The following is a 21,850-nucleotide window of genomic DNA, read 5'->3' as shown; positions in this document are numbered from 1 at the left end:
AGGGAGTGGGGAAGATGGGGATCGCTCTTTGGCATCCTGCGATAGAGTTGCAGGTGAAATTGGCGCAGCGCCTATGCCTTCTCGACCGTCGATTCCCCCCAAGCGTCTCAAGCCCGGTGCCCCTGGCGTGGTGCAGGTTTGGGTGGGGGCGCGTCCGCGGCGGCTGGGGCGCTGGCTGGGGCTGCTGCTCGCCATCGTGGGGCTGGGCGGCGGGCTGGGGCTGCTGGGGCTGAGCTTTCGGCTGGGGCTAAGGCTGATGCTCAACCCTGAGGCGCTGCCCCAGGTTTTGGCCCGGTTGCAGCGATCGCAGCAGGCGCCCCTACCGCCCGCCACCAGCCTGGCGGATCTGCGGCGGCAGGCGGCGGCTGCCCACCAGCAGGTGGGCGAACCCCAGCGGCTGGATGGGGCTGAGGATGGGGCCGGGGTCGTGGTGGTGCCCGTGCTGGCGGCAGATTCTGGGGCGATCGCGGCGCTCAACCTATTTCAGCGCGAGGGTGCTGGGGAGAGCCTGCGGGCGATCGCGACCCTGACCATTCCCCCCCTGCCCAAGGACACCATTCTGCGGCCCTGGCTCAACAGCCCCCAGGCCCCAACCGCTGCGCCGCCGACCTTTTCCTTTACTCGACTGGTGCCGCTGCCGCCGCCCGTGGCCACGGGCGGGGTCTGGCTGACCCTGGAGGGCAACTGGCGGCAGCAGGGCCTGACCCTGCGATACGGGCAGCTGTTGCATTACGATCCCCAGGCCCGGCGGCTGGATCTGCTGGAACCCTGGAGCAGCCCCAGCAACCGCCTGCCCCAGTGGGCCGATCTGGATGGCGAAGGTCCCAGCGATCTGGTGGTTGACGAAACCGTTGGCCTGGAGCCGACCCTGCGGGGCTGGCAGGTTGGGGCAGGCTCCCCGCCGCGACTGCAATCGGTGTCGTGGGTGGCGGTGCCGGTGGATGCTGGCGCCAGGGCCGGGGCCTACCAAAAGGCCCTGCGATCGGCCCGCAGCGGTCTGTGGCACGCCGCCGAGCTGGCCCTGGCCGATCTCAAACCCGCTCTATCGGCGGCCTGGACCCCCGCCGCCGAGGCCCAGCTGCGGCTGGCGAAGCGCCATGCCGCCATCACTCGCCAGCAGGCCGACCAGGACTGGTCAACCCCGGCCCAGCGTATACTGGCCCTGCTGATCGACGGTCGCTGGGAGGCCGCCCTGGTCGAGCTGGAGGCGGACCCAGCCCTGCTGCCGACCCTGCTCAACCGCCTGGGCACCGACCGGGGCCTGATGTGGAATCGCATTCGCGCCGCCGCCGCCCTATCCGACCCGGACCCGGCGGTGTACGTGTGGGCCGGTCTGACCCTCAAGGCCCAGCAAAATCAGCCCGCTCGCCTGAATGGTGCCACCCAGGACTGGCTGAGCCGGCAGCCGGTGCCCGCCGCCACCCGCCAGCGATTGGCCGCTGTGTTGGCGTCTCTGACGACGATTCAGAACCAAACCGTGGCCAGCACTAAGGCGGCGGCAACAGCCGCGATCGCCCCTGCCGCAGGGGCAGCTACCCCAGCGATCGCGCCGCTGGATGCGATCATCGGTCAGGCCCGGCCCATTTCTCCCCCCCAGGATGGGTACGCGGCCCCAGGCCAGGTGCTCGATGCGTCCCTTGGTCAGTGGTATGCCGTTGAACTGCGGGCCATCCACCAAAATCAGGCCTGGCAGCCGGGCCATTTTTCCGTTCCCCCAGGGGTAGACCCCGCCGCCGCCTGGCCCCTGGTGCGGCCCGCCGCCCAGGCCTCGCCCCAGCTGTTGCGGTGGGTCAGCCCTACCACAGGATTGCCCGCCCCGCTCACTGTGCGAGGGCTGACCCTAACCAACGGCGCGGCCACCCTACTGGCCACCGGCCCGGCGGTCAATCCGTCGGCGCTGCGGCCCCTGGTCTTTTCCCAGGGGGCGCTGACGTGGCTCGATGCCAACCAGCGGCAGCCGCCCGATACTGCGGTCGTTTTGCCCCCGCTGGCTGCGGCCCTCTTTGGCGATCGCCCGCCCCCCGCCGATTTCGCCGATACTGTGGGCGATCTGGCCCAGTACAGTCTGGATCTGACTGGCGATGGCCAGCCGGAGCGGGTGCTGACCTGGGAGCAGCCCGCCCTGGACCAGCTGACCCGGTGGCGGGTGCCGATCGACCCTACGGCTCCGAAAACCGTGATTCTCAGCCCAGACAATCAGGTCATTTACAGCGATCTGCTCATCGCTCAAACCCTGGTAGCCCTGACTAACCCAGCCCTGGGCGGGCCAGTGAATCTGCTGGTGTATCGCGCCGAGGGCTACGACCTGCTCACCTGGAACCCCAACACCCGGCAGTTTAAGTAGTGGTCCTGAGTTCCCGAGGGGCAGCGGCACCTCAGGGCGAGGCGGGCGAGTCAACGGCTATTTCTAGCGGGTTGTACTCAACGGCGACCCTGCACCCGTAGCCCAGCTCGGGGATTGGTGGGGCGATAATTTCAAGCGTGGACGGATGCTGAAAATTTCGCCGCTTGGTCTCTGGATGGGGGTAGTAGATCCAGCTGTTGTAGGCCGCGTTGTGAAACAAAACCCGACACCTGGAAAACGAGAAATCTTCGGGAGGGTGCCTGTCAGTCCACTGGACTCCGCGAAAGGTAAATTCGGGGTTGGTCAGCTGAACGGTGCTGGGGCTGAGGGAAATATTGAGGGTGCCCTTGAAGTACCCGGTCAGGTCTAGGCCCAGGGCCTGAAAAAACGGGGTTTGCAGCTCGATCGTCCCACCGGGATAGGGACTGTCTGAGGCCGCGCCAGAGGCTACCTGGTGCCCGCGCTCCAGGAGGCCGTTTACGGTTTTCCAGTGCCTATGGGTCATTGAAAAAACTGGCGCTGCCGGATTAGCTTCGGCTGGTTTGCCCATTGTATAGGACTGGAACAGGGCATCAGTTTGGTTTCGATCTACAGGTCACTCACCCTGCCGAGGCCCGGTGCTCAGCCCCGCGTTTACTTCACTCACCCGCGCGATCGCCGCCATGTCGATCTCGCCGTCTCCCCGCGCGATCGCCGCCAAAAAGTGGTCTCGAATCAGGCTGGCCAGCGGCATGGGCACCACGGCCTCTTCGGCGGCGGCGATCGCCAGCCGCACATCCTTTAGGCCCAGCTTGAGCTTGAATCCGGCTGGTTCATACCGCTGTTGCACAACAATCGAGCCGTAGTTTTGATAAATTGGCGATTTGAACAGGGCCGTATTGATAATGTCCAGGAACAACTCTGGCGATACCCCTGACTTTTGCATCAGCGCAAAGGATTCCCCCAGGGCCTCCAGCATCGAAAAAATCATAAAATTGCCCGCCACCTTCACCACGTTGGCGGTCCAGGGTTCGTCGCCGACCGCAAAGACGCCCTGGGCGATCGCATCGAACAAAGGCCGGCAGCGATCGATCTGCTCTGTGGCCCCGGCGGCGATAACCCACAGCTTTGCCGCCGCCGCCGCCTCTGGGCGGCCAAACACCGGAGCCGCCAGGTAGGCTTGATTTGCCGCCGCGTGGGCCGCCGCCAGCCGCTGGGACAGCGCCACACTCACGGTGCTCATGGAAACGTGGACGGCCTCGGTTGAAAGAGTGGACAGTGCCCCAGGCGCGGCGTCATGGCCAAAAATCACGGCGCTAACGGCTTCGTCATCGGCCAGCATGGTGATCAAAACCTCGACTCCCTGCGCGGCGGCGGCGGCAGAGTCGGCGACGGTGGCCCCCGCCTGCGCCAGGCTGTCGGCGGCGCTGCGGGTGCGGTTGTAGACGGTGAGGTGGTGGCCCGCCCGCAGCAGGTTGTGGGCCATGCCCTGGCCCATGTTGCCGAGTCCTATAAATCCTACTTTCATTGAGCGTTCTCCCAGTGCTAGATTCACATCAGTCAGCAGATCGACCGATACCGTGCTGGCAGATTTCTCCCAGCTATCAGCGGCCGCTGTGCGCCAGCATACTCTCCGCCCAGGCGCGTATCAAATGGTCTCAGGCTGGCGCAGAACTGAAGGTTTTTTTGCTACTTTCAATATCTGGAGCCGCGAAGGCCATGCCAACCGGAGCCCTGTTGTTTATCGATACCTAGGCCATGCCACGCAAGAAAAAGACGGCCAAAACCCATCGCTTTGTGCGCCCGCTGATGGCGGCGCTGGCGATGATAGGTGCTGTTGTCACCGCCTACTTGACCTACAACAAACTCACGGGTAGCACCACCGCCTGCCCAACCAAGGGCTGTGATATTGTGCTATCCAGCCCCTATGCCGAGGTGTTTGGGCTACCCCTGGCGCTGTTTGGACTGTTGGCCTACCTGGGGATGGCGGCCATGGCGATCGCCCCGCTGCTCGTCAGCCGCCCCGAGCAAAGCGATCTGCGCGACAAGCTCACCCGCTGGACGCAGCCTCTGCTATTCATTGGCGGTACCGCCATGATGTTTTTTAGCGGCTACCTGATGTATCTGCTCACCGCAGAAATCAAAGCCGTTTGCCTTTACTGCGTGGGGTCGGCCCTGCTCTCGACCAGTCTGTTCTTGCTGGCGCTGCTGGGTCAAGACTGGCCCGACCTGTCTCAGCCCCTCTTTATCGGCTTCATTACGGCTTTTTTGGTGGTGGTTGGCACCCTGGGCGTCTATGCCAATGTCAACGCCCCCGCCACCGCTGATAGCCCTAGCAATCAGCCGGGGCTGGAAATTACCACCCAGTCTGGCCCCGCCGAAATTGCCCTGGCCCAGTACTTAAAAGACAAGGGGGCAATTTTCTACGGGGCCTGGTGGTGCCCCCACTGCCACGAGCAAAAGCTGCTGTTTGGCAAAGAGGCCACCGAGATGCTCCCCTACGTGGAGTGCTCGACCCCGGATGGCCAGGCCCAAACCGATGTCTGTAAGGAAGCTGGCATTACCGGGTACCCGACCTGGGAAATCAATGGCGAGCGGCTGTCCGGTGCGCAACCCCTAGAGGAACTGGCCAAGACCATCGGCTACACCGGGCCGATGAATTTTCAAAATTCTCTCTAGGGCCGCACCTGTAGGATGGGCGCAAACTGTGCCCATTAACCGCACTCTGTAGAAGCAGGGCTCGCTTTGCTTTGCCGCATTCTGCGGGTTGGGTCAGGTTTGGATGGCCCGGCAGCACTGGGGCTAACCCATTGGAAGCGTCTAGGGGGTTGGGTTTTGCTTCGTTCAACGCCAACCTACGGCTCGGCATTCTGCTGCTGTTCGGCTGTTCTGTCGCAGGGTAGATCGCGCTGGGGCTAACCCATTGGAAGCGTCTTTGGTGTTGGGTTTTGCTTCGCTCAACGCCAACCTACGGCTGGATGATTGGAGGCATATTCAAAAATCTATGGCTGGCTGTTTTGAACTCTATGCTTTGGCGCTTGGTAAATGGCTTGGGGAAGGTTTTTAGAACCCGTAGTGCTGGAGCCTTGAAGCATTTAGATCGGTCTATGGGAATATTCAGCCCAGGGTTTGGCTTGACTGGCGATATCCTGGCTGGCTGACACATCTACAGGCTGGGTTGGGTAAAACGCAGTGGACCCCAGCCCTAGCCGGTAATTTGGGGCCTGTTGGGGTTTGCTTCGCTCAACGCCAACCTACGGCTGGATGATTGGAGGCATTTCCAAAAATCTATGGCTGGCTGCTTTGAACTCTATGCTTTGGCGCTTGGCAAATGGCCTGGGGAAGACTTTTAAAACCCATATTGCTGAAGCCTTTGAGCATTTAGATCGGTCCATGGGAATATTTAGTCTAGGGTTTGGCTGGGCTGGCGATATCTATTTAGGGGCATCTATCCTGCAAAAGCCCTTGGCCTAACGAGATAGTACGAAAACATGCCCAGGGACCAGGAGCTTTTTCCAGAAACGCAGAAAATTAGGATCGCAAAGAATTAAGATTGCAGAAACGATGGCGTGCTCCTGGGTGGCGTCCTTCTATCCAGTGGTATCTATATTTTAGTGAGGATAAAAATTTTAAGATTGCCAGAAGCCGGATACTAAAGTTTCAGCAGTTTTGGCACAATGACTGTCCTAAAAAGCAACGATTTTCTTTACCAATAAAATATATGTAGAATATAGGAACGCATCAAAACAGATTTTATTTTAGGTTTCTTAATCTCTGACGTAGTTTTCGTCAGATTGGGTTTCCCTTTATCTTTTGGTTATGGAGCATTCCTTCGTACAAGCCACGGCCTTTGTGGACAGCGATACCGCTGTGGTGGACGTTTTGCGTCTAATGGGCCAGAGCAACCCGAGGCTGCCCTGCGTGTTTGTAACCAATGGAACCGACTGGGTGGGGGTGTTTGCCGATCGCGATCTGCTGCCCCTTGTGGTGGCGGGGCGATCGCTGGGGAATGTGGCGATCGCTGAGGTGATGCAAAGCCCGGTGGTCAGCGTTCGATGGTCTGACCTGGGCGACCTCTCGGTTCCGGCTGGGCTTCTAGAGCAGCACCCCACCGACTATCTGGCCGTCCTGAATGACCAGGGGGTGCTGGTGGGAGCGATCACCCGCGAGAGCCTACAACCCCACCTGTGGCAGATGCTCCAGGCGCAGCAGGAGCGCGAAGCCGCGCTGAGAACGCGGGACGCGCAGCACCAATCACTGCTCCAGGCGCTGCCTGAGTTAAGCATCCGCTCGGCGGAGGGCATCTACCTCGAGCGCGTGTTTTCCGCCGACGTTGCTCTCCACCGCCGCGAGACGGCCCTGGGCGGACAGCTATCCGACGATGTTTTGCCCCCCGAGCTGGCCACCCTGCGTCTGGAGGCGCTTGAGCGGGCGCTTGAAACCGGAGATTTGCAAGTCTACGAACAGCAGATCAGCGCCAACGGCGCGCCCCGTACCGAAGAGGTCAGAATCATGGCCTGCGGCGACAGCGAGGTGCTGGTGGTGATGCGCGACATCACCGATCGCAAGGCGGTAGAAGACATCAACCGCGCCATTTTAGAGGCCATTCCCGACCTGCTGGTTCGCATTGACCGGCAGGGGCGCTATCTGGGGCTGCTGAGCGGTGGCTCGGTGAAAAAAGCGCTGCTGCCGCCGCCGGATTTCTCCAAGTACACCGTCTACGACGTGCTGCCCCAATCTTTGGCTGAGCAAAAAGTTCAGGCGGCTCAGCGAGCCCTTGAGACCGGGACTGTCCAGGTCTATGAGCAGCAGATTGAGATCGACGGCGAGCTGCGCTGGGAGGAGGTGCGGGCCAGCCCTGTCAGCGAGAATGAAGCCCTGTTTATGGTCCGCGATATTAGCGATCGCAAACGCAGCCAGGCCGAACGCCAGCAGGCCCAACTGGCCCTCTCCCAGAGCGAGGCCACCAATCGCGCCCTTCTGGCGGCCATTCCAGATTTGCTGGTGCGGGTGAATGCCGAGGGCGTGTATTTAGATTTCATCGGCCCCAATCGCAGCTTCAACCTGTTTACTCCAGAGGCCGCTGAGCGGGCCGGGTCTATCCCCAACCTGCTGCCGCCGGAGGCAGCAGAACTCCAGATGGCCGCGATTCGCCGCGCCCTGGAGACCCGAGAGCTACAGGTTTTTGAGCAGCAGATTCAGGTGGGCGATCGCCTCCAGCACGACGAGGTGCGGGTCATATGTATTGGCGAGCGTGAAGCTCTGCTGATGATCCGCGACATTGGCGATCGCAAACAGGTAGAGGAAATGCTGCGCCAGAGTGAGGCCCAGAGCCGTGCCATCCTATCTGCCATTCCTGACTTAATGTTCCGCACAACGGCAGATGGGGTTTACCTGAAGTACATCAACAACCAGCAGATCAATGATCTGGTGCCCCCCACGGTGAATTCTGTGGGGCAATCCCTGGAGGATCTGCTGCCGCCTGAGGTGGCCCAACGCCACCTGGCCGCCATTCGGCGAACCCTAGACACCCGCACCCTGCAAGTTTATGAGCAGCTCCTTCAGATTGGCGATCGGCAGCAGTATGAAGAAGTACGCGTGATCGTCAGCGGCGATAACGAAGTGCTGTTTATGATCCGCGATATCAGCGATCGTAAGCGGGCCGAAATCGCCCTCCACGCGCTCAATCAAGAGCTGGAAGCCAGAGTTAAGCAGCGCGCGGCGGCCCTCCGCGAAAGCGAAGAGCGCTGGCAGCTCGCCATTCAGGGCAGCGATGTCTCCCTCTGGGACTGGCGGATAAAAACCAATCAGATTTTTCGCACCCGGCGCTGGCACGAGCTGCGGGGGCTGTCGGAGGACGAGGTCAGCGGCACCCAGGCCGACTGGGCCGATCTCATTCACCCCGAGGACCGCGATCGGGTGCTGGCGGCGATGGCCGACCACCTGGCTCAGCGGACCCCCTTCTACCAGCAGGAGTATCGCATTCGGCACCGAGACGGCAGCTACCTCTGGATTCTCGACCGGGGGCAGGCGGTCTGGGACGAGGCGGGCGATCCGGTGCGCATCATTGGCTCTGAGATGAACGTTACCCAGCGCAAGGACGCCGAGCTAGAGGCCCAGCGCCTCCGGGAGCAGCTGGAGTTTTTGCTCTCCTCTAGCCCGGCGGTGATTTTTACCTGCCAGCTTGGCGGTGACTACGCGCCGACCTTCATCAGCGACAACATTGTCAACCTGAGCGGCTATACGGCGGCAGAATTTTTAGCCCGCCCCGACTTTTGGGCCAGCCGCATCCATCCCCAGGATGCGCCCCAGGTGTTTGCCGAGCTGCCCACCCTGCTCGAACAGGGGCATCACATCCACGAGTACCGTTTTTTGCACAAAGCCGGGCATTACGTCTGGGTGCGCAACGAGCTACGGCTAATTCGCGATGCCCAGAACGCCCCGCTCGAAATTGTGGGCTACCTGGCCGACATTGGCGATCGCAAACAGATTGAAACCCAGCTGCGCAAGAGCCAGGCCGCCCTGACCGAAGCCCAGCGCATGGCGCACCTGGGCAGCTGGGAAATGGACGTGGCCACGGGCAAAATCACCTGGTCCGAAGAGTTGTTCCACATTTTTGGCCTCGATCCCAGCGATCCTGAACCCGCCTACGCAGAGCACCTCAATCAGATTCATCCCGACGATCGCGATCGCCTGCAGCAGTGCGTCGATCGGGCCATTGCCGAGGGCGCCGCCTACAGCATAGAGCTATGCATTCTCAGGACCGACGGCACCACCCGCTACCTGGACGCCCAGGGGGAAGCCAAATTCAATCACCAGGGCCAGGCTGTCACCATCTTTGGCACAGCCCTAGACATCACCGAGCGCAAAGTCGCCGAGTTAGAGCGGCAGAGCCTGTCCACCCGCCTTACCCTGGCCCTCAGCTCTGGGGCGATCGGCTGCTGGGACTGGGATATTCGGCAAAACACCATCCTTTGGGATGAGCGGATGTACGAGCTCTATGGCGTCTCCGCCGCCGCCATTCCCGACTCGGTGCCCTACGATGTCTGGGCCAGGGGCGTTCACCCCGACGATCGCCAAGCGACAGAAACGCTGCTGCACCAGGCCGTTTTGGGGCAGGCAGTGTACGATCCTGAATTCCGCGTCGTGCATTCCGACGGCAGCACTCACTACATCAAAGCCTACGGCATGGTAATGCGCGATGCAGAGGGCAACCCCACCAGCATGATTGGGGTGAACTTAGACATCAGCGATCGCAAGCGCAGCGAAGCCAAACGCAGGCACGTTGAAGAACGTCTTCGGCAGACAAACGAGCGCCTTAGCCTGGCCAACGCCGAGCTAGACCGCGCCACCCGTCTCAAGGACGAATTTCTCACCAACATGAGCCACGAGCTGCGGACTCCTCTAAACGCCATTTTGGGCATGTCTGAGGGTTTGCAAGAGCAGGTTTTTGGCCCTTTGAGCGATCGCCAAAAGCAGGCCCTTGGCACCATCGAGCGCAGCGGCAGGCACCTGCTAGAGCTGATCAACGACATTCTCGATCTGTCTAAGGTTGAGGCCGGCAAGTTAGAGCTACAGACGGCATCGGTTCCGGTGGCCCATCTCTGCGAATCGAGCCTGACTTTTGTGAGACAGTTGGCCCTGGCCAAGGATATTCGCCTGAGCCTAGAACTCGTTCAGCCCATACCCGATATTGTGGTTGACGAACGCCGCATTCGACAGGTTTTAATCAATCTGCTCAGCAATGCGGTTAAATTTACGCCCCCCGGCGGGAATGTCACCCTCTACGCTCAACTTGAGCAGAAGCAGCGAAACCACCTTAAACTGTCGGTTGCCGACACCGGCATTGGCATTGCCCCAGAAAATATAGCCAAACTGTTCCAGCCCTTTGTGCAAATTGACAGCAGCTTAAGCCGCCAGTACGCAGGCACTGGGTTAGGCTTGGCTCTGGTGAGAAAAATCACCGAACTCCACGGCGGCACCGTGACTGTTACCAGCCAGATTGATCAGGGCACCCGCTTCACCGTTTGCCTACCCTATCTCACCGAAACGACCCCAGAGAGTTCAGAAAACCCTGCGGCTCAGACTCTTTTCCTGCGCAATGGCAATGCCCGCGCCCTGGTGATTGAGGACTCTGCCGCCGCCGCCGATGTGATCTCCCGCTACCTTCAAGAGCAGGGCATGGAAGTGATGATCTGCTCCGACGGCAACATCACTGTGGACGAAGTGGTGAGGATGCAGCCAGCTCTGATCGTTCTAGATATTCTGCTGCCTGATCTGTCAGGGTGGGAGGTGCTGCGGCAGCTCAAGGCGTCTCCCCAAACCCGGTCTATTCCGGTGATTGTTGTCTCTGTTATTGACGAGCGCTCCTACGGGCTGTCTCTGGGGGCCTCTGAATATCTGGTGAAGCCGATTAGCCGCGATCAGCTACAGCAGGCGCTTGAGCGGCTGCAACAGAACTACCAGCCGCTGTCTCCGGTGCTGATGGTCTCTTTGCCCACCTCGGCCAATCCGGCGGTCGAGCCGCCGCTGATTCTGCTGGCCGAAGACAATGAGATGAATGTGGCCACCGTCTCCAGCTATCTCACGGCCTTGGGGTATCGCCTGATCTACGCAGAAAATGGCCAAACGGCGGTGGAGCTGGCCCAAACCCAGGCCCCCGACCTGATTTTGATGGATATTCAAATGCCCGGTATGGACGGCCTGGAGGCGATGCAGCTGATCCGCAGCGATGCTCGCTGCGCCAGTATCCCCATTGTTGCCCTCACGGCTTTGGCCATGCCGGGCGATCGCGAGCGATGCCTGGCCGCAGGTGCCAACCACTACCTTTCAAAGCCCTTTAAAATGAAAGCGCTTAGAAATCTCATTCAGCAGATCTTGCAGCCAGTTTAATGACCGTGTGTTTGAGCCGTTGGCTGCTGTACCTGAAAGGAGACGGCCTACAATAGAACCATTCTGGAAAACCATACGGCGACCATGACTCCTCAGCTAATGGTACAACCCTCATCTCTGATGGCGTCTGGGGTACAGAAGCGGGATTTTGGTGAGGTTTATTTGTTTAGATTCTCAGATAAACTGCAAAGTCGCTTTGAGGCACTGCTTGACCGCCAAAAATCGACTGCCCCAACGGATGAAGAAAGGGTCGAATATGCTGGCATTACGGAGCTTCAGCGTATTTTTGCCCTGATTAACGCCCAACTAGCTGCCCAAAGCAAAGTATCCAAATGCTAAATATTTCTCTACCAGATAATTTAGAAGCGGTGATTGCTCAACAAGCTGAGCGAGCTGGCTTTGACACAGCAACCGATTACCTAGTGCACCTGGTCTTGAGGGAGCAAGACCGACTTTCTCAACAGGCTAAGATCGAAGCACTTTTGCTAGAGGGCTTGGAGAGCGGCGACCCTATTGAAGCGACCAATGAGTGGTGGGAGCAGAAGCAAGCTACGCCCCTATGGCAACAAGTGCCCACTACAGAAATAGCTCAAAGATTGCGAGAACGGGCAGCCCATTACACTGGCTCGGTCAGTCAAGGGTTGCCCGATGCTGCTTTTGATCGTGAAACCATCTACGGTGATTAGTGGCGAACTATTTGCTGGATACGAATGTAGCGCTTCGCTTAGCAGATTTGTCTAGCCCACAAAATGCGCTCGTTACGGATGCTGTTGCAACGCTACTTGAGCAGCAGCATGTTTGCTATCTAAGCCCTCAGGTGATAACTGAACTGTGGGTCGTCGCTACGCGTCCCGCAGAAGTGAATGGGCTGGGCTGGTCAGCAGCCCGCACCACAGAGGAAATTGCCCGATTGATGGACGAGTTTCCACTTATCGAAGAGTCTCAGCAGATTTTCTCCGTCTGGCTAAACCTGGTTACGGCCCTGAGCATTTTAGGCAAGCGAGCCCATGATGCCCGCATCGCAGCAATCATGCTTGAATATGGGGTGACGCATCTGCTGACGTTTAATACGAAAGACTTTATCCAGGTGCCTGGAATTATTGCTGTTGATCCACAAGCTGTAGTTTCTCCATCTTAATGGAATCGCAGGTTAGGTGGCGCGCCAGCAGAACACAACGCCCAATATCTGTATTAAGTTATACCTCAGCCTGCCCATTTTGCACTTAGCTGACAACTTAAACCAGTTGAGGTCTGAAATGATTTCATCATGAGTTGACAGCCCAAGTATTCCAAGTTTAGAAGTTCTCAGTAATTTTTAGGTGAAGTAGTCAGCTTGTTTTGGGAATACTCAATCTGACTGATGTAGATTCTGATCTATCAGAGTTTCGAGTGTTTTAATTACAGTTCCGAGTGCAAGCCCCCTCACATACGATATGACTACAACTAGCCTCAGCATGGTTGATACCTATATAGGTTTTACGTCTTGTGACGACTGCAAGACTAGATTTAGGGTTAAGAGCGAGTATCAAAATCAGATTGGTAAGCCTGTTAGGTGTCCAAAGTGCAGAAATGTGTTCGTGATGGAACTGGTAGAGCCAACCCCACTTGAAGCTGCTTCTATTCAGGCCGCCAATCCAGAGGAAGAGTCAGAGAATAAGAGCAATTCAAAAAGGGTTAAGCGGCGTACAAAAGCGGAAATCCGGCAAGAAACTATAGACACTATTCGTGATGGTTTCCGTCGTCTCCATCCTCGATTGGTTGAAATCTCTAACTCACCAAAGGCCTCCGAAGAAGAAGTGAGGAGATGGTGTATTGAAGCCTTAGAGAACGTTCTTGGGTACAGCAAAAGTGAACTTGATACAGAAGTCAGAACGCTAGGAGGAAAAGTTGACATTGCTCTTAAGAGGGGTGATCATATTTTCCTAGTGATTGAATGTAAGAATATTCGAGCAAAGTTAAACAATAATGTAAGAGATCAAGCTGCTGGCTATGCTACAAGCCTTTCCGCAGAATGGGCTGTTGTCACAAATGGCCAAATTTGGCGGCTCTACCGGGTCATTCCTCAGATTGGAAGAGATCCCCGCTTTATTGAAATATTTGACGTTTCTTTGCTTGACGAAGATGGAGTTAGCGAAGTCGACGCAGAAAATTTGTATTTGCTGACTTCTAAGGCTGTCTTTGGTGGCGATCTTGAAAATATGAGCCATCTAGTAGCCTGCACCAGCAAAAAGCGAATACTGCAAGCGCTTGCCTCTGAGCGAGTTATCAAGGCATTGAGATTAGAACTTGCTACAACATATAAAGACGAGCAAGATAAAAATGTGTCCCTAGATGATGGAGTTGTGGAGAGCGCTCTTCAAAATGCGCTTGGTCTAGGCGATTTGTAATATTTGTCTCAGCACATAGAACCTGCAAACTTATTTTCTTGTCGCGATCGCCAATTCATCCAAAGAGCAACCAAAAATTTCCAGCAGCTTTTGAACCTGGGAAACCGTCATTTTAGGCGGATTATCGCTGGTTTCCCACACATAGATCGTCTTTTCGGTAATTCCTAGGGCAATTGCCACCTCGCGGCGAGTCAAACCCGCACGGGTACGCAAATCCATCAGCGTGACTTGCTGACTTTGATCAGACATACTATACTGCTCGGTAATTACCGTTCGGTATAGAAAGAACGGTATATCTGCCTGGTCGCATTGAAGCTTTCTTCAGGGCGACTCGATTCCACAGTTTCCCATCTCACGGAGGGTTTCGCACTCTTCGCGGAGATTCTTGCGGCAAAAGACCTCCGAGTTTTTACAAAACTCGGAGGTCTGGATCCCTTTCGTCCTTTATTCACCAGATCGCCATGTCAGACTTCATCCCCAACAGCGAAATCTATAGCCTGCCGCCCTCCGGCAGCCCACCAGAACCCGCCGACCCGCGCGAACCCGTGCGCGTCATGCTAATCGGCACCGCCAGCGGCATGGAACTCGTCATCGCCCATTTGCACCAGCTCGGCTTTGCCGAACCCCGCGCCTGGAGCAAGCCCCAGCTCGACCCCACCACCGGCCAGCCCATCCGCATTCTCACCAAATGGATACGCCACTGAGCAGGGCGATCGGCGCTTGCCCGCTCGGGGTTTACCGCCTGCGGCACATAATCCTGGCCATTCACCCAGTTAAACAGGTGGCTCGCTCGGTATAGTCAGGGTATTCCTGGCGCATTACCCTAGGGCCATGAGTACAGACATGCCTCCCATTCCTGATTCTCGCAGCGAGCTGGTGGAGTTCATTTTGCTGGCGCGCGATCGCGGCTCTTCCGACGAGTTCATCAGCAAACTCTTGCGCGACTATGGCTGGCCCTCCCGCGAAGTCGAGCGCGCCTTTTTTGAGGTGTACGAAGAACTGGTCGGTCGCCCCCTGCCCACGCCGCGCGGCGGCTCGGGCGAGCTGGCGCGGGATGCGTTTTTCTATTTGCTGGCCTTTGTCACCCTGGGCATTTGGATTCAGGCCCTGGGGGAAATGGCGTTTATTTTCGTGGATCACCTGATCCCCGACAGCTTGAACCAAAACTACGGCGACCCTTCGTGGCAGGTGGCCTTTGCCCTGGCCCGTCTGCTGGTGGCCTACCCCGTTTACCTGGGGCTGATGCGGCAGATCAACCGCGACCTGGCCGCCCACCGCGAAAAGCACTTTTCGGGGGTGCGCAAGTGGCTCACTTACCTGACCCTGCTGGCGGCGGCGCTGATTGCGATTAGTGCCGTGATTGCCTTTTTGACCTCGTTTTTGCGGGGCGAATTGACCCTGCGCTTTTTGCTGAAGGTGCTGGTAGTGCTGGTGCTGGATGGCGGGGTGCTGTGGTACTACTTCGACTGGATTCGGCGTAAGCCTGCCCCGAAGGGTGTGAGGGTGGCGGGGTGATGGGGTGGTGGAGTGATGGGGAAGGTGGGGATATGGGGAAGGTGGGGAGGTGGGGGATATGGGGAAGGTGGGGAAGGTGAGGTGATGGGGAAGGTGGCGGGAATGGCTGACAATCAGGTGTTTGATCGGGCGTTTGCGGGGGTGGCGACGGCGGCGGTGGTGGCCGCGATCGCGGCAGGCTTTTGGGTGCTGGGTACGCCGGGGCAGCAGCGGCAGATTGCCGCCGATCGCCAGCGGGTGCAGGATATTGTGGCGATCGCGCAGGAGTTCCACAACCGCTACCTCAACGATGGCGCTGACAAATTCCGGCTGCCCTCTGCGCTAGATGAGGCTCAGGTTCGCAATGATCCCATGACGGGGCAGCCCTACGAGTACGAGCGGCTGAGCGATCGCACCTTTGAACTCTGCGCCACCTTCGACACCGACAGCAGCACCCACCGACTCAGCGATCAAGGTTCCAACCCCGACGCCGAGCGCTGGCAGCACCCGGCGGGGCACTACTGCTTTGAGTTTGACGTGACGCTGTTTCCAGCCTTGGGGTATTGAAGCCGCCGGGGGCTTGACTCGACAGGATGCCCCAGGGCGATCTCCCCCAACCCCCCTTAAAAAGGGGGGCAATAGCTCTCTATTCGAGCAAAACTGCCCCCTTTTCTCAAGGGGGCTTGATGGAGGATCTTGGCAAGAGCGCACCTGGGGGATCATGTAGAGAGTTTAGCCAAGAACAGCGATGTGTATGGGCGGCTGCTCACTCACTATTGAAGGCTGAACCGCCATTCCTAGGGCAACCCGACGAGCGCATCGGCGCGAATGGCGTCATGATGGTCACAACTGACGCCTTAATTGACCTATGAAACTTGCTGCGATCGACATTGGCACCAACTCCATTCACATGATCATCGTGGAGGTGCTGGCGCAGCGAAACTTCGACGTGATCGAGCGCGAAAAGGAGATGGTCAAGCTGGGGTCCGGGGTGTTTGCCACCCATCGCCTCAGCGATCGCGCCTTTGACAACGGCCTGGAGGTGATCCAGCGCTACGTTCAGCTGGCGGAGCAGGTGGGGGTCGATGAGATCATCACGGCGGCCACCAGCGCCATTCGAGAGGCGCAGAATGGGGAGGCGTTTTTGAGTCAGGTGGTGCGCCAGACCGGGCTGGCCCCCAGAATTATCTCTGGCCGAGAAGAGGCCCGGCTGATTTTTTTGGCGGTGCGCAACTCCATTGCCCTGGAGGATGAAACCGCCCTGGTCTTCGACATTGGCGGCGGCAGCACAGAGGCCGTAATGGGCGATCGGCAGAACATTCTGTTTCGCGATAGCCTGCCCTTGGGGGTGCTGCGTCTGCTCGATATGTTTGAGGACAAAGGCCCCGTGGGCAGCGAAGGTCGTCACGTGCTGGAGTCTCACATTGAGTTTGTCGCCCAGCAGGCCATTGACCAAATTCGGGAGATCGGCTTCGACCGGGTGATCGGCACCTCCGGCACCATTCGCTCGCTGGGGGAGGCGGCCTACCTAGAATCGGGGGGCGACTCGCTGCAATCGGTCAATGCCGAAACGGTGCGGCTAAAAGACATCAAGCGCCTCACCGACGATCTGCTTGAGACCAAGGTGGCCAAGCGCGCCAAGTTCGAGGGCATTAGCGAAAAACGGACAGACGCCATCCATCTGGGCGGCATTTTGCTGGTCAAGCTGCTGACGATGGTCGATGTCAAAGAGATTACCCTCTGCGATGCCTCCCTGCGCGAGGGCATGATTTTAGACTATCTGGAGCGGCATTCTCAGGAGGTTCCTTCATTTCCCGATGAAACCAATTTGCGCTACCGCAAAGCCGCTCAGCTCGCCCAAAAATATGAGTCTGACTGGCCGCGAAACGAGCATGTGGCAGACCTCGCCCTGCAGCTGTTTGACCAGACCCAAACCCTCCACGGCTACGGCGAATTTGAGCGTGACTTGCTCAGATTTTCGGCGCTGCTCCACGATATTGGGCAGTTTATTTCCTACCAAAAGCACCACAAAAACTCGCGCTACATCATTAACCGCGAAAATCCCCGGGGCTTCACCGACGAAGAGATTTTGCTGATTTCGACCTTAACTCGCTACCACTGCAAGGCGGCGCCAACTAAGCAGCACAAGCGGTTTAGAAAACTCTCCAAGCCCCACCGCCAGATTGTGCAAATCCTCTCGGGCCTGCTCAGAATTGCGGTCGGCTTAGACAAAACCAAGAATCAGCGGGTTAAGTCGGTGTCCTGCGAAATTTCAGCGGAAACCCTGGCGATCGCAGTGGCCGGCCATGGCAATCTGGACCTGGAAATTTGGGCGGCCCAGCGCGATCGCCACGTATTAGCCGAGGCCCTAGAGCGCGATGTTGACATTCACTTCGCTTAAGTCTCTGGCAATTCGTGAGTGATTTAGGACAACGCTGGCAACGGAAATGCCCAAGACGGTTGCTTCCTTTCAAAGACGCAACTAAAGATTAGGGTATTATCGGCCAAAACTAGCGATCCCCCTAAATCCCCCTTAAAAAGGGAGACTTTGAAGCGGACTCAAACCCCCCTTTTTAAGGGGGATTTAGGGGGGATCCCTCCAACCATTACACAGACCCCTCGCCTTACCTTGGATTCACCTACACCACCGCCGTCACCTCCTGCATAACGGCTTTGGGATCGGGCAGCGTATCTGGATCACCTACATAAATCCCCAGGGATCGCGCTACTTTGACCATCGTGCTATCGACTTCCACCGGGCCAGGGCAGACGCCGCGCTGGTGGCAGCTGCGCACGGTGGCGATCACATCACTCAAATCTTTAGAGCGCACCCGGCCCGCCTCCCACACCGTCATGCGGTTGTAGCGGCCTTCCGCGATTAGATCCACGGCTTTGCGGCCAAAGGCCGAGGCCAGCAGGCGATCGCTGGCGGTGGGAATGCCGCTGCGCTGGATGTGGCCCAGCACCATGGCGCGGGTTTCCACCTGATCCATGTCGCAGTAGGCGGCAGCGCCGGTTTGGCAGAGGGTGCGACTGCGCTCAGAAATGGCGGTGGCCAGGTGCTCGCCCACCAGGTGCATGGGTTTGCCGTCTTCGCCATGGACCCCTTCGGCCACCACCACCAGGGCAAACTTGCGGCCCCTCTGGCGCAGGCAGGCAACGTGCTGGCAGATTTGCGTTACCACCAGGGGGTTCAGTTCGGGCACCAGCTCGGGAATCAAAATCACGTCGGCCCCGCCCGCAATGCCGCCGTGGAGCGCCAGGTGCCCCGCGTCGCGGCCCATGACTTCGACCACCATGACGCGATCGTGGCTGGCGGCGGTAAAGGTGAGGTCGTAGAGGGCGCTATTCACCGTTTGCACAGCGGTATTAAAGCCGATGGATTTTTCGGTGAAGGGCACATCGTTGTCGATGGTTTTGGGAATGCCAATCAGGTTCCAGCCGCCGCGCTGGGCCAGGTCGTAGATGATGTCGAGGCTGCCGTCGCCGCCGATCGCAATCAGGGCATCCAGGCTGAGTTTTTGGTAGCCCGCCAGAATTTTGGCAATTTTGTCGGGGTCGCCGGGGTGGCCTTTGTTGAGCGAGCCGAGAATGGTGCCGCTGAGAAATTGCAGCACGTCTAGACCCTGCAAAATGCCGGGAATCTCGTAGCCGTGGTCGGTCAGCCGCAGGTGGTCGAGGTCGTATTTGCCATCCACCACCTGCATAAACCCGTCGGTGCTGTAGGGAATGCCAATCACATCCCAGCCGCGCTGGTTGGCGCATTTGACCACCGCCCGAATGACGGCGTTGAGGCCAGGACAGTCGCCGCCGCTGGTGAGAATGCCAATCCGTTGAATTGTGTCCATTAATTAACGCTCCGGAGCAGATATAGCGCTGGCCAGATAGCTCAAGACACAACTATTTCGACCCATGACAGGTCGGGGGGCAAGTTGATGACGCCAAACCACAGGCGGCCCCAAGCTAGCTAGTGTTCGCTGTATTGCTATCCTCAGGCCGATCGCGGCTGCCGCAGCGACGAATCAACAGTTCTTCAATAGTCTTATCAAGACTCGTAACACAGACTACCGATATGGAGAAGCCGCCGAGCAACGAGGTCTGCCATATGCCCATACTTACCAGGCCCGACCCAAAAGCCAGGTGTGAGGCAGTTGGTGTTTGGGCCATCTACCGCCCCTTTGTGCCATCCCTTGCACTAGATATATCCACCGTTTTGGCACGCTTGGCTCCCTAGATCCCCTGCTCCCTAGCTCGCAAAAACAGTCCCTAAACCTCCGCCTCAAAGGACTAATCCAGCGGCTGGCACTGAGGGCAGATATAGCAGCGGCGACCGCCGATCGTGATCTTGGTGATGGTTTCCCCACAGCGGTAGCAGGGTTTGCCCTGGCGGCCAAAGGCCCAGTGGCGGTAGTCGCGGCGGCGATGCCCGGTTTGTTTGAGATGGGTCGCCAGGGCCAGGTCGTTGGTGATGCCGTTGTGGCGGTACGACTGCTGGGGCAATGCCAGGGCGGCTTCTGCAAAGGCGGCGATCTGCTCAGGAGCGCAATCTGCGGGCCGCTGGCTGGGGTGAATGCGGGCCAGGTAGAGAATTTCGGTGCGCAGGTAGTTGCCGACACCGCCCAAAAACCCCTGATCTAGCAGCAGGGTAGCAAACTGGCGACGGCGAAAAGGGGCGCTGAGGGCGCGTTCTGCCACCTCTGCGGGGGTGACGGCGGTATCGAGGGTGTCGGGGCCAAGCTTGGCAATGTAGGGATGGCTGGGCACCGCTTCGGCCTTTAGCACCTCAATGTCGGAGGCGCTGTACAGCAGTGCCCAACGGCTGAAATTGTGCACCGCAAAGCGGAGCTGGCGGCGGCTGGCCGGAACGGCGTTGGGCTTACAGACGACCCAGATGCCGTAGAGCTGGTTGTGGCTGTAGACCCCCAGCCCGTTGTCAAAGTAGGTGACGATGGCTTTGCCGTAGGGTTTTACCGCCGTTACCGTGCGGCCTATCAGCTCCTCCTCGTAGGGTTTGAGGTGGTCGAAGGCAAAGAACACATCGGTGGCGATATGACCTGCGATCGCCCGGTGGAGTTTATCGGCAGCACGGCGAATTTCGGGGCCTTCGGGCATGGGCTACTGCTGGTAACCCCAGAAATTCATGAGTTCGCGGGCGCGGGCCGCTCCTTCGGTATCGCCGTGGCGGTTGTATAAAATGACCGCCAGCTCAAGGTTTGAGAGCGCCTGGGCCTCTAACCCCTGCCCGTGGAGGGCTAGCCCCAGGTTGTAGAAAGCCGCCGGATCGTCGGGTAGGGCTTCGGTCACCTTGCGGTAGGAGAGCACCGCTTGCAGGTACTGCTCACGCTCCAGCAGCAGCTCGCCCAGCAGGGCGTGGGCCGCCACCAGGTCAGGGTCGAGGCGTACCGCCCGCAGCAGATAGTCAAAGGCGGCCTCGCGATCGCCCTCTTGGTAGAGCACGTAGCCCATCTGGTGTTGGGCATTGGCATTTTTGGGGTCTAGCCGCACGGCTTCGCGCAGGTTTCGCTCCGCTTCGGGATAGTTGTCCTGCAGCAGGTAGATGTTGGCAATGCTGGCGTAGAGGTTGGCGTCGTTGGGGTTAGCGCTCAGCCCCTGGTTGAGGTAGTTGAGCGCCTCATCGTAGTTTTCCTGCTGAATGTAGAGTGAGCCTAAAGCTTCGTATACCTGGGCGTTGCCAGGGGCAATGCGGGCCAGCTCCTGGTAGGTGGCCAGGGCGCCGTCGTAGTTCTGGCGCTCGATTTGAATGCCGCCAATGCCCAGGTGAGCATCGACCTCGCGGGGGTTGCTGGCCAGAATATCCCGATAGGTAGCCAGGGCATCGTCGAGCTGGCCATTTTTGTACTGACTGTGGGCCAGGCCATAGCGAAAGGCCAGGTTGTCGCCGTCGAGGGCGATCGCGCTGCGGTAGGCGGCAATGGCGTCGGCGTAGTCGCCCTCCTGCACGTAGAGATAGCCAATGCCCGAGAACAGGCGGGGGTTCTGGCGATCGATCGCCGCCGCCTGCTGATAGATGGCGATCGCCCCAGCGTAGTCTTCGGCGGTCACCTTGGTCTGCCCCTGGCGCAGGAGATCGTCAACCTGCTCCTGCTGCTCGGCGCTGAGGCCGTTGCTGCTGTTCTGGGCCAGCCACAGAGGCGGATCCGGCTGGGGCGCTTCCCCCACAGTGTTTAAGGCCGGGGAAGGCGGCGCTGGAGCGGTGGCCTGGGCCTGGGGAGCGATGGCCCAACCGCCCATGAGTCCACACAAAATAGCGATCGCCGCGTGACTGCGTTTCACAGGAAACTCTCCTTAGGTCTAAACCGAGCTGTTAAGGGTGCACTCCATATATTACAACTTGCCAACCGCTGTAAAGAATGGTCACCGTCCCACCGCCAGGCTCGGGTGATCCCATAGCATTTAGGTATCAGGGTACACCAAGCAAGGGGTTCCTTAGCTCCCACCACCCTGACTCGCTACAGCCCATCGCTACGCTCTGCTTAAATCAATTCCCTTCGCCGTGAGGTGCCAGTCGTGAAAGATCTAAAGCTCTCTGGGTTTAGCCAAATTTTTGGTGGAGTCATGCAGTATTTCGCCGAAGCCTTTGGCCGCATATTTGGCCCCGACGACAACAGCTACCCCGCCACGGGGGTACAGCCGTTTGAAGGCGATGCCCACACCGAAAAGGCAGAAACCCTTTAGGAAACCAGCGGGAAAACCAGCGGTTTTGCTGGTGTCGCCGCCCCCAGGTCCCCTTGCC

20 protein-coding genes are annotated in these 21,850 nt (G+C 58.7%); 14 read left to right on the top strand and 6 right to left on the bottom strand.

All coding sequences use genetic code 11. The features are described from left to right. Window positions 1-73 precede the first annotated feature (73 nt). Window positions 74-2,344: a hypothetical protein gene (locus tag LEPTO7104_RS0129235; RefSeq protein WP_017302130.1), complete on the top strand. Its 2,271-nt coding sequence runs from the start codon at window positions 74-76 to the stop codon at window positions 2,342-2,344. Between the two features lie 31 nt (window positions 2,345-2,375). On the opposite strand, the gene LEPTO7104_RS0129230 is transcribed toward LEPTO7104_RS0129235, so the two are convergent. Together LEPTO7104_RS0129230 and LEPTO7104_RS0129225 are read right to left on the bottom strand one after the other, a co-directional pair. Further along, window positions 2,376-2,849, bottom strand: coding sequence for a hypothetical protein (locus LEPTO7104_RS0129230; protein WP_026073185.1), 474 nt, complete (start codon window positions 2,847-2,849; stop codon window positions 2,376-2,378). A 90-nt stretch (window positions 2,850-2,939) separates the two neighbouring features. Further along, a complete protein-coding gene (locus LEPTO7104_RS0129225; protein WP_017302128.1) occupies window positions 2,940-3,851 on the bottom strand; it encodes an NAD(P)-dependent oxidoreductase in 912 nt (303 codons plus the stop codon). A 230-nt stretch (window positions 3,852-4,081) separates the two neighbouring features. On the opposite strand from LEPTO7104_RS0129225, the gene LEPTO7104_RS0129220 reads away from it, so the two are divergent. The 8 genes from LEPTO7104_RS0129220 to LEPTO7104_RS0129190 all read left to right on the top strand — a co-directional run bounded on the left by LEPTO7104_RS0129220 (window position 4,082) and on the right by LEPTO7104_RS0129190 (window position 13,602). Then, on the top strand, window positions 4,082-5,002 hold the full coding sequence (locus LEPTO7104_RS0129220; RefSeq protein WP_017302127.1) for a vitamin K epoxide reductase family protein: 921 nt from the start codon (window positions 4,082-4,084) through the stop codon (window positions 5,000-5,002). Between the two features lie 244 nt (window positions 5,003-5,246). Continuing rightward, window positions 5,247-5,390, top strand: a complete 144-nt coding sequence (locus LEPTO7104_RS40705) for a hypothetical protein (RefSeq protein WP_155523980.1) — start codon at window positions 5,247-5,249, stop codon at window positions 5,388-5,390. Between the two features lie 167 nt (window positions 5,391-5,557). Next, complete coding sequence (locus tag LEPTO7104_RS41360; protein ID WP_196358201.1) at window positions 5,558-5,797, top strand: hypothetical protein; 240 nt, start codon at window positions 5,558-5,560, stop codon at window positions 5,795-5,797. A gap of 345 nt (window positions 5,798-6,142) precedes the next feature. Continuing rightward, a complete protein-coding gene (locus LEPTO7104_RS37615; RefSeq protein WP_017302125.1) occupies window positions 6,143-11,215 on the top strand; it encodes a PAS domain-containing protein in 5,073 nt (1,690 codons plus the stop codon). Between the two features lie 84 nt (window positions 11,216-11,299). Then, on the top strand, window positions 11,300-11,554 hold the full coding sequence (locus LEPTO7104_RS0129205; RefSeq protein WP_017302124.1) for a hypothetical protein: 255 nt from the start codon (window positions 11,300-11,302) through the stop codon (window positions 11,552-11,554). Then, a complete protein-coding gene (locus LEPTO7104_RS41355) occupies window positions 11,548-11,901 on the top strand; it encodes a ribbon-helix-helix domain-containing protein (protein WP_017302123.1) in 354 nt (117 codons plus the stop codon). The genes LEPTO7104_RS0129205 and LEPTO7104_RS41355 overlap by 7 nt, the downstream gene beginning before the upstream one ends. Continuing rightward, window positions 11,901-12,353 carry a type II toxin-antitoxin system VapC family toxin gene (locus LEPTO7104_RS0129195; protein WP_017302122.1) on the top strand — a complete coding sequence of 151 codons (453 nt, stop codon included), beginning with the start codon at window positions 11,901-11,903 and terminating at the stop codon, window positions 12,351-12,353. Before LEPTO7104_RS41355 ends, LEPTO7104_RS0129195 begins: the two co-directional genes overlap by 1 nt. Window positions 12,354-12,648: 295 nt before the next feature. Continuing rightward, window positions 12,649-13,602: a type I restriction enzyme HsdR N-terminal domain-containing protein gene (locus tag LEPTO7104_RS0129190; protein ID WP_017302121.1), complete on the top strand. Its 954-nt coding sequence runs from the start codon at window positions 12,649-12,651 to the stop codon at window positions 13,600-13,602. Between the two features lie 30 nt (window positions 13,603-13,632). On the opposite strand, the gene LEPTO7104_RS0129185 is transcribed toward LEPTO7104_RS0129190, so the two are convergent. Continuing rightward, complete coding sequence (locus LEPTO7104_RS0129185) at window positions 13,633-13,851, bottom strand: helix-turn-helix transcriptional regulator (protein ID WP_017302120.1); 219 nt, start codon at window positions 13,849-13,851, stop codon at window positions 13,633-13,635. A gap of 212 nt (window positions 13,852-14,063) precedes the next feature. On the opposite strand from LEPTO7104_RS0129185, the gene LEPTO7104_RS0129180 reads away from it, so the two are divergent. From LEPTO7104_RS0129180 to LEPTO7104_RS0129160, 4 genes are all read left to right on the top strand, one after another. After that, entirely contained in the window at window positions 14,064-14,306 is a 243-nt protein-coding gene (locus LEPTO7104_RS0129180) for a hypothetical protein (RefSeq protein WP_017302119.1), read from the top strand. Window positions 14,307-14,433: 127 nt separating this feature from the next. After that, window positions 14,434-15,117 carry a DUF5671 domain-containing protein gene (locus LEPTO7104_RS0129175; protein WP_040697945.1) on the top strand — a complete coding sequence of 228 codons (684 nt, stop codon included), beginning with the start codon at window positions 14,434-14,436 and terminating at the stop codon, window positions 15,115-15,117. Between the two features lie 102 nt (window positions 15,118-15,219). Then, window positions 15,220-15,663 (top strand): hypothetical protein, encoded by a 444-nt coding sequence (locus LEPTO7104_RS0129170; protein WP_155523978.1) that lies wholly within the window; start codon window positions 15,220-15,222, stop codon window positions 15,661-15,663. 301 nt (window positions 15,664-15,964) lie between these two features. Beyond that, window positions 15,965-17,497, top strand: coding sequence for a Ppx/GppA phosphatase family protein (locus tag LEPTO7104_RS0129160; protein WP_017302115.1), 1,533 nt, complete (start codon window positions 15,965-15,967; stop codon window positions 17,495-17,497). Window positions 17,498-17,735: 238 nt separating this feature from the next. On the opposite strand, the gene LEPTO7104_RS0129155 is transcribed toward LEPTO7104_RS0129160, so the two are convergent. The 3 genes from LEPTO7104_RS0129155 to LEPTO7104_RS36000 form a co-directional block, all read right to left on the bottom strand. Continuing rightward, window positions 17,736-18,944, bottom strand: coding sequence for an ATP-dependent 6-phosphofructokinase (locus LEPTO7104_RS0129155; RefSeq protein ID WP_017302114.1), 1,209 nt, complete (start codon window positions 18,942-18,944; stop codon window positions 17,736-17,738). A gap of 439 nt (window positions 18,945-19,383) precedes the next feature. Continuing rightward, a complete protein-coding gene (gene nei, locus LEPTO7104_RS0129150; protein ID WP_017302113.1) occupies window positions 19,384-20,208 on the bottom strand; it encodes an endonuclease VIII in 825 nt (274 codons plus the stop codon). Window positions 20,209-20,211: 3 nt separating this feature from the next. After that, complete coding sequence (locus LEPTO7104_RS36000) at window positions 20,212-21,390, bottom strand: tetratricopeptide repeat protein (RefSeq protein ID WP_155523977.1); 1,179 nt, start codon at window positions 21,388-21,390, stop codon at window positions 20,212-20,214. Window positions 21,391-21,624: 234 nt separating this feature from the next. On the opposite strand from LEPTO7104_RS36000, the gene LEPTO7104_RS40700 reads away from it, so the two are divergent. Beyond that, entirely contained in the window at window positions 21,625-21,792 is a 168-nt protein-coding gene (locus LEPTO7104_RS40700) for a hypothetical protein (protein ID WP_017302111.1), read from the top strand. The last annotated feature ends 58 nt before the right edge of the window (window positions 21,793-21,850 follow it).

The organism is Nodosilinea nodulosa PCC 7104, from assembly GCF_000309385.1.
Classification (GTDB): domain Bacteria; phylum Cyanobacteriota; class Cyanobacteriia; order Phormidesmidales; family Phormidesmidaceae; genus Nodosilinea; species Nodosilinea nodulosa.
This window is presented reverse-complemented; position numbering and strand designations above follow the sequence as displayed.

Coding starts and splice junctions, on each gene's coding strand:
- LEPTO7104_RS37615 (WP_017302125.1), top strand. CDS start 6,143: ATGGAGCATTCCTTCGTACAAGCCACGGCCTTTGTGGACAGCGATACC.
- LEPTO7104_RS0129160 (WP_017302115.1), top strand. CDS start 15,965: ATGAAACTTGCTGCGATCGACATTGGCACCAACTCCATTCACATGATC.
- LEPTO7104_RS0129235 (WP_017302130.1), top strand. CDS start 74: ATGCCTTCTCGACCGTCGATTCCCCCCAAGCGTCTCAAGCCCGGTGCC.
- LEPTO7104_RS0129155 (WP_017302114.1), bottom strand. CDS start 18,944: ATGGACACAATTCAACGGATTGGCATTCTCACCAGCGGCGGCGACTGT.
- LEPTO7104_RS41355 (WP_017302123.1), top strand. CDS start 11,548: ATGCTAAATATTTCTCTACCAGATAATTTAGAAGCGGTGATTGCTCAA.
- LEPTO7104_RS0129230 (WP_026073185.1), bottom strand. CDS start 2,849: ATGACCCATAGGCACTGGAAAACCGTAAACGGCCTCCTGGAGCGCGGG.
- LEPTO7104_RS0129190 (WP_017302121.1), top strand. CDS start 12,649: ATGACTACAACTAGCCTCAGCATGGTTGATACCTATATAGGTTTTACG.
- LEPTO7104_RS0129185 (WP_017302120.1), bottom strand. CDS start 13,851: ATGTCTGATCAAAGTCAGCAAGTCACGCTGATGGATTTGCGTACCCGT.
- LEPTO7104_RS0129205 (WP_017302124.1), top strand. CDS start 11,300: ATGACTCCTCAGCTAATGGTACAACCCTCATCTCTGATGGCGTCTGGG.
- LEPTO7104_RS0129170 (WP_155523978.1), top strand. CDS start 15,220: ATGGCTGACAATCAGGTGTTTGATCGGGCGTTTGCGGGGGTGGCGACG.
- LEPTO7104_RS0129175 (WP_040697945.1), top strand. CDS start 14,434: ATGAGTACAGACATGCCTCCCATTCCTGATTCTCGCAGCGAGCTGGTG.
- LEPTO7104_RS0129220 (WP_017302127.1), top strand. CDS start 4,082: ATGCCACGCAAGAAAAAGACGGCCAAAACCCATCGCTTTGTGCGCCCG.
- LEPTO7104_RS0129180 (WP_017302119.1), top strand. CDS start 14,064: ATGTCAGACTTCATCCCCAACAGCGAAATCTATAGCCTGCCGCCCTCC.
- nei (WP_017302113.1), bottom strand. CDS start 20,208: ATGCCCGAAGGCCCCGAAATTCGCCGTGCTGCCGATAAACTCCACCGG.
- LEPTO7104_RS0129225 (WP_017302128.1), bottom strand. CDS start 3,851: ATGAAAGTAGGATTTATAGGACTCGGCAACATGGGCCAGGGCATGGCC.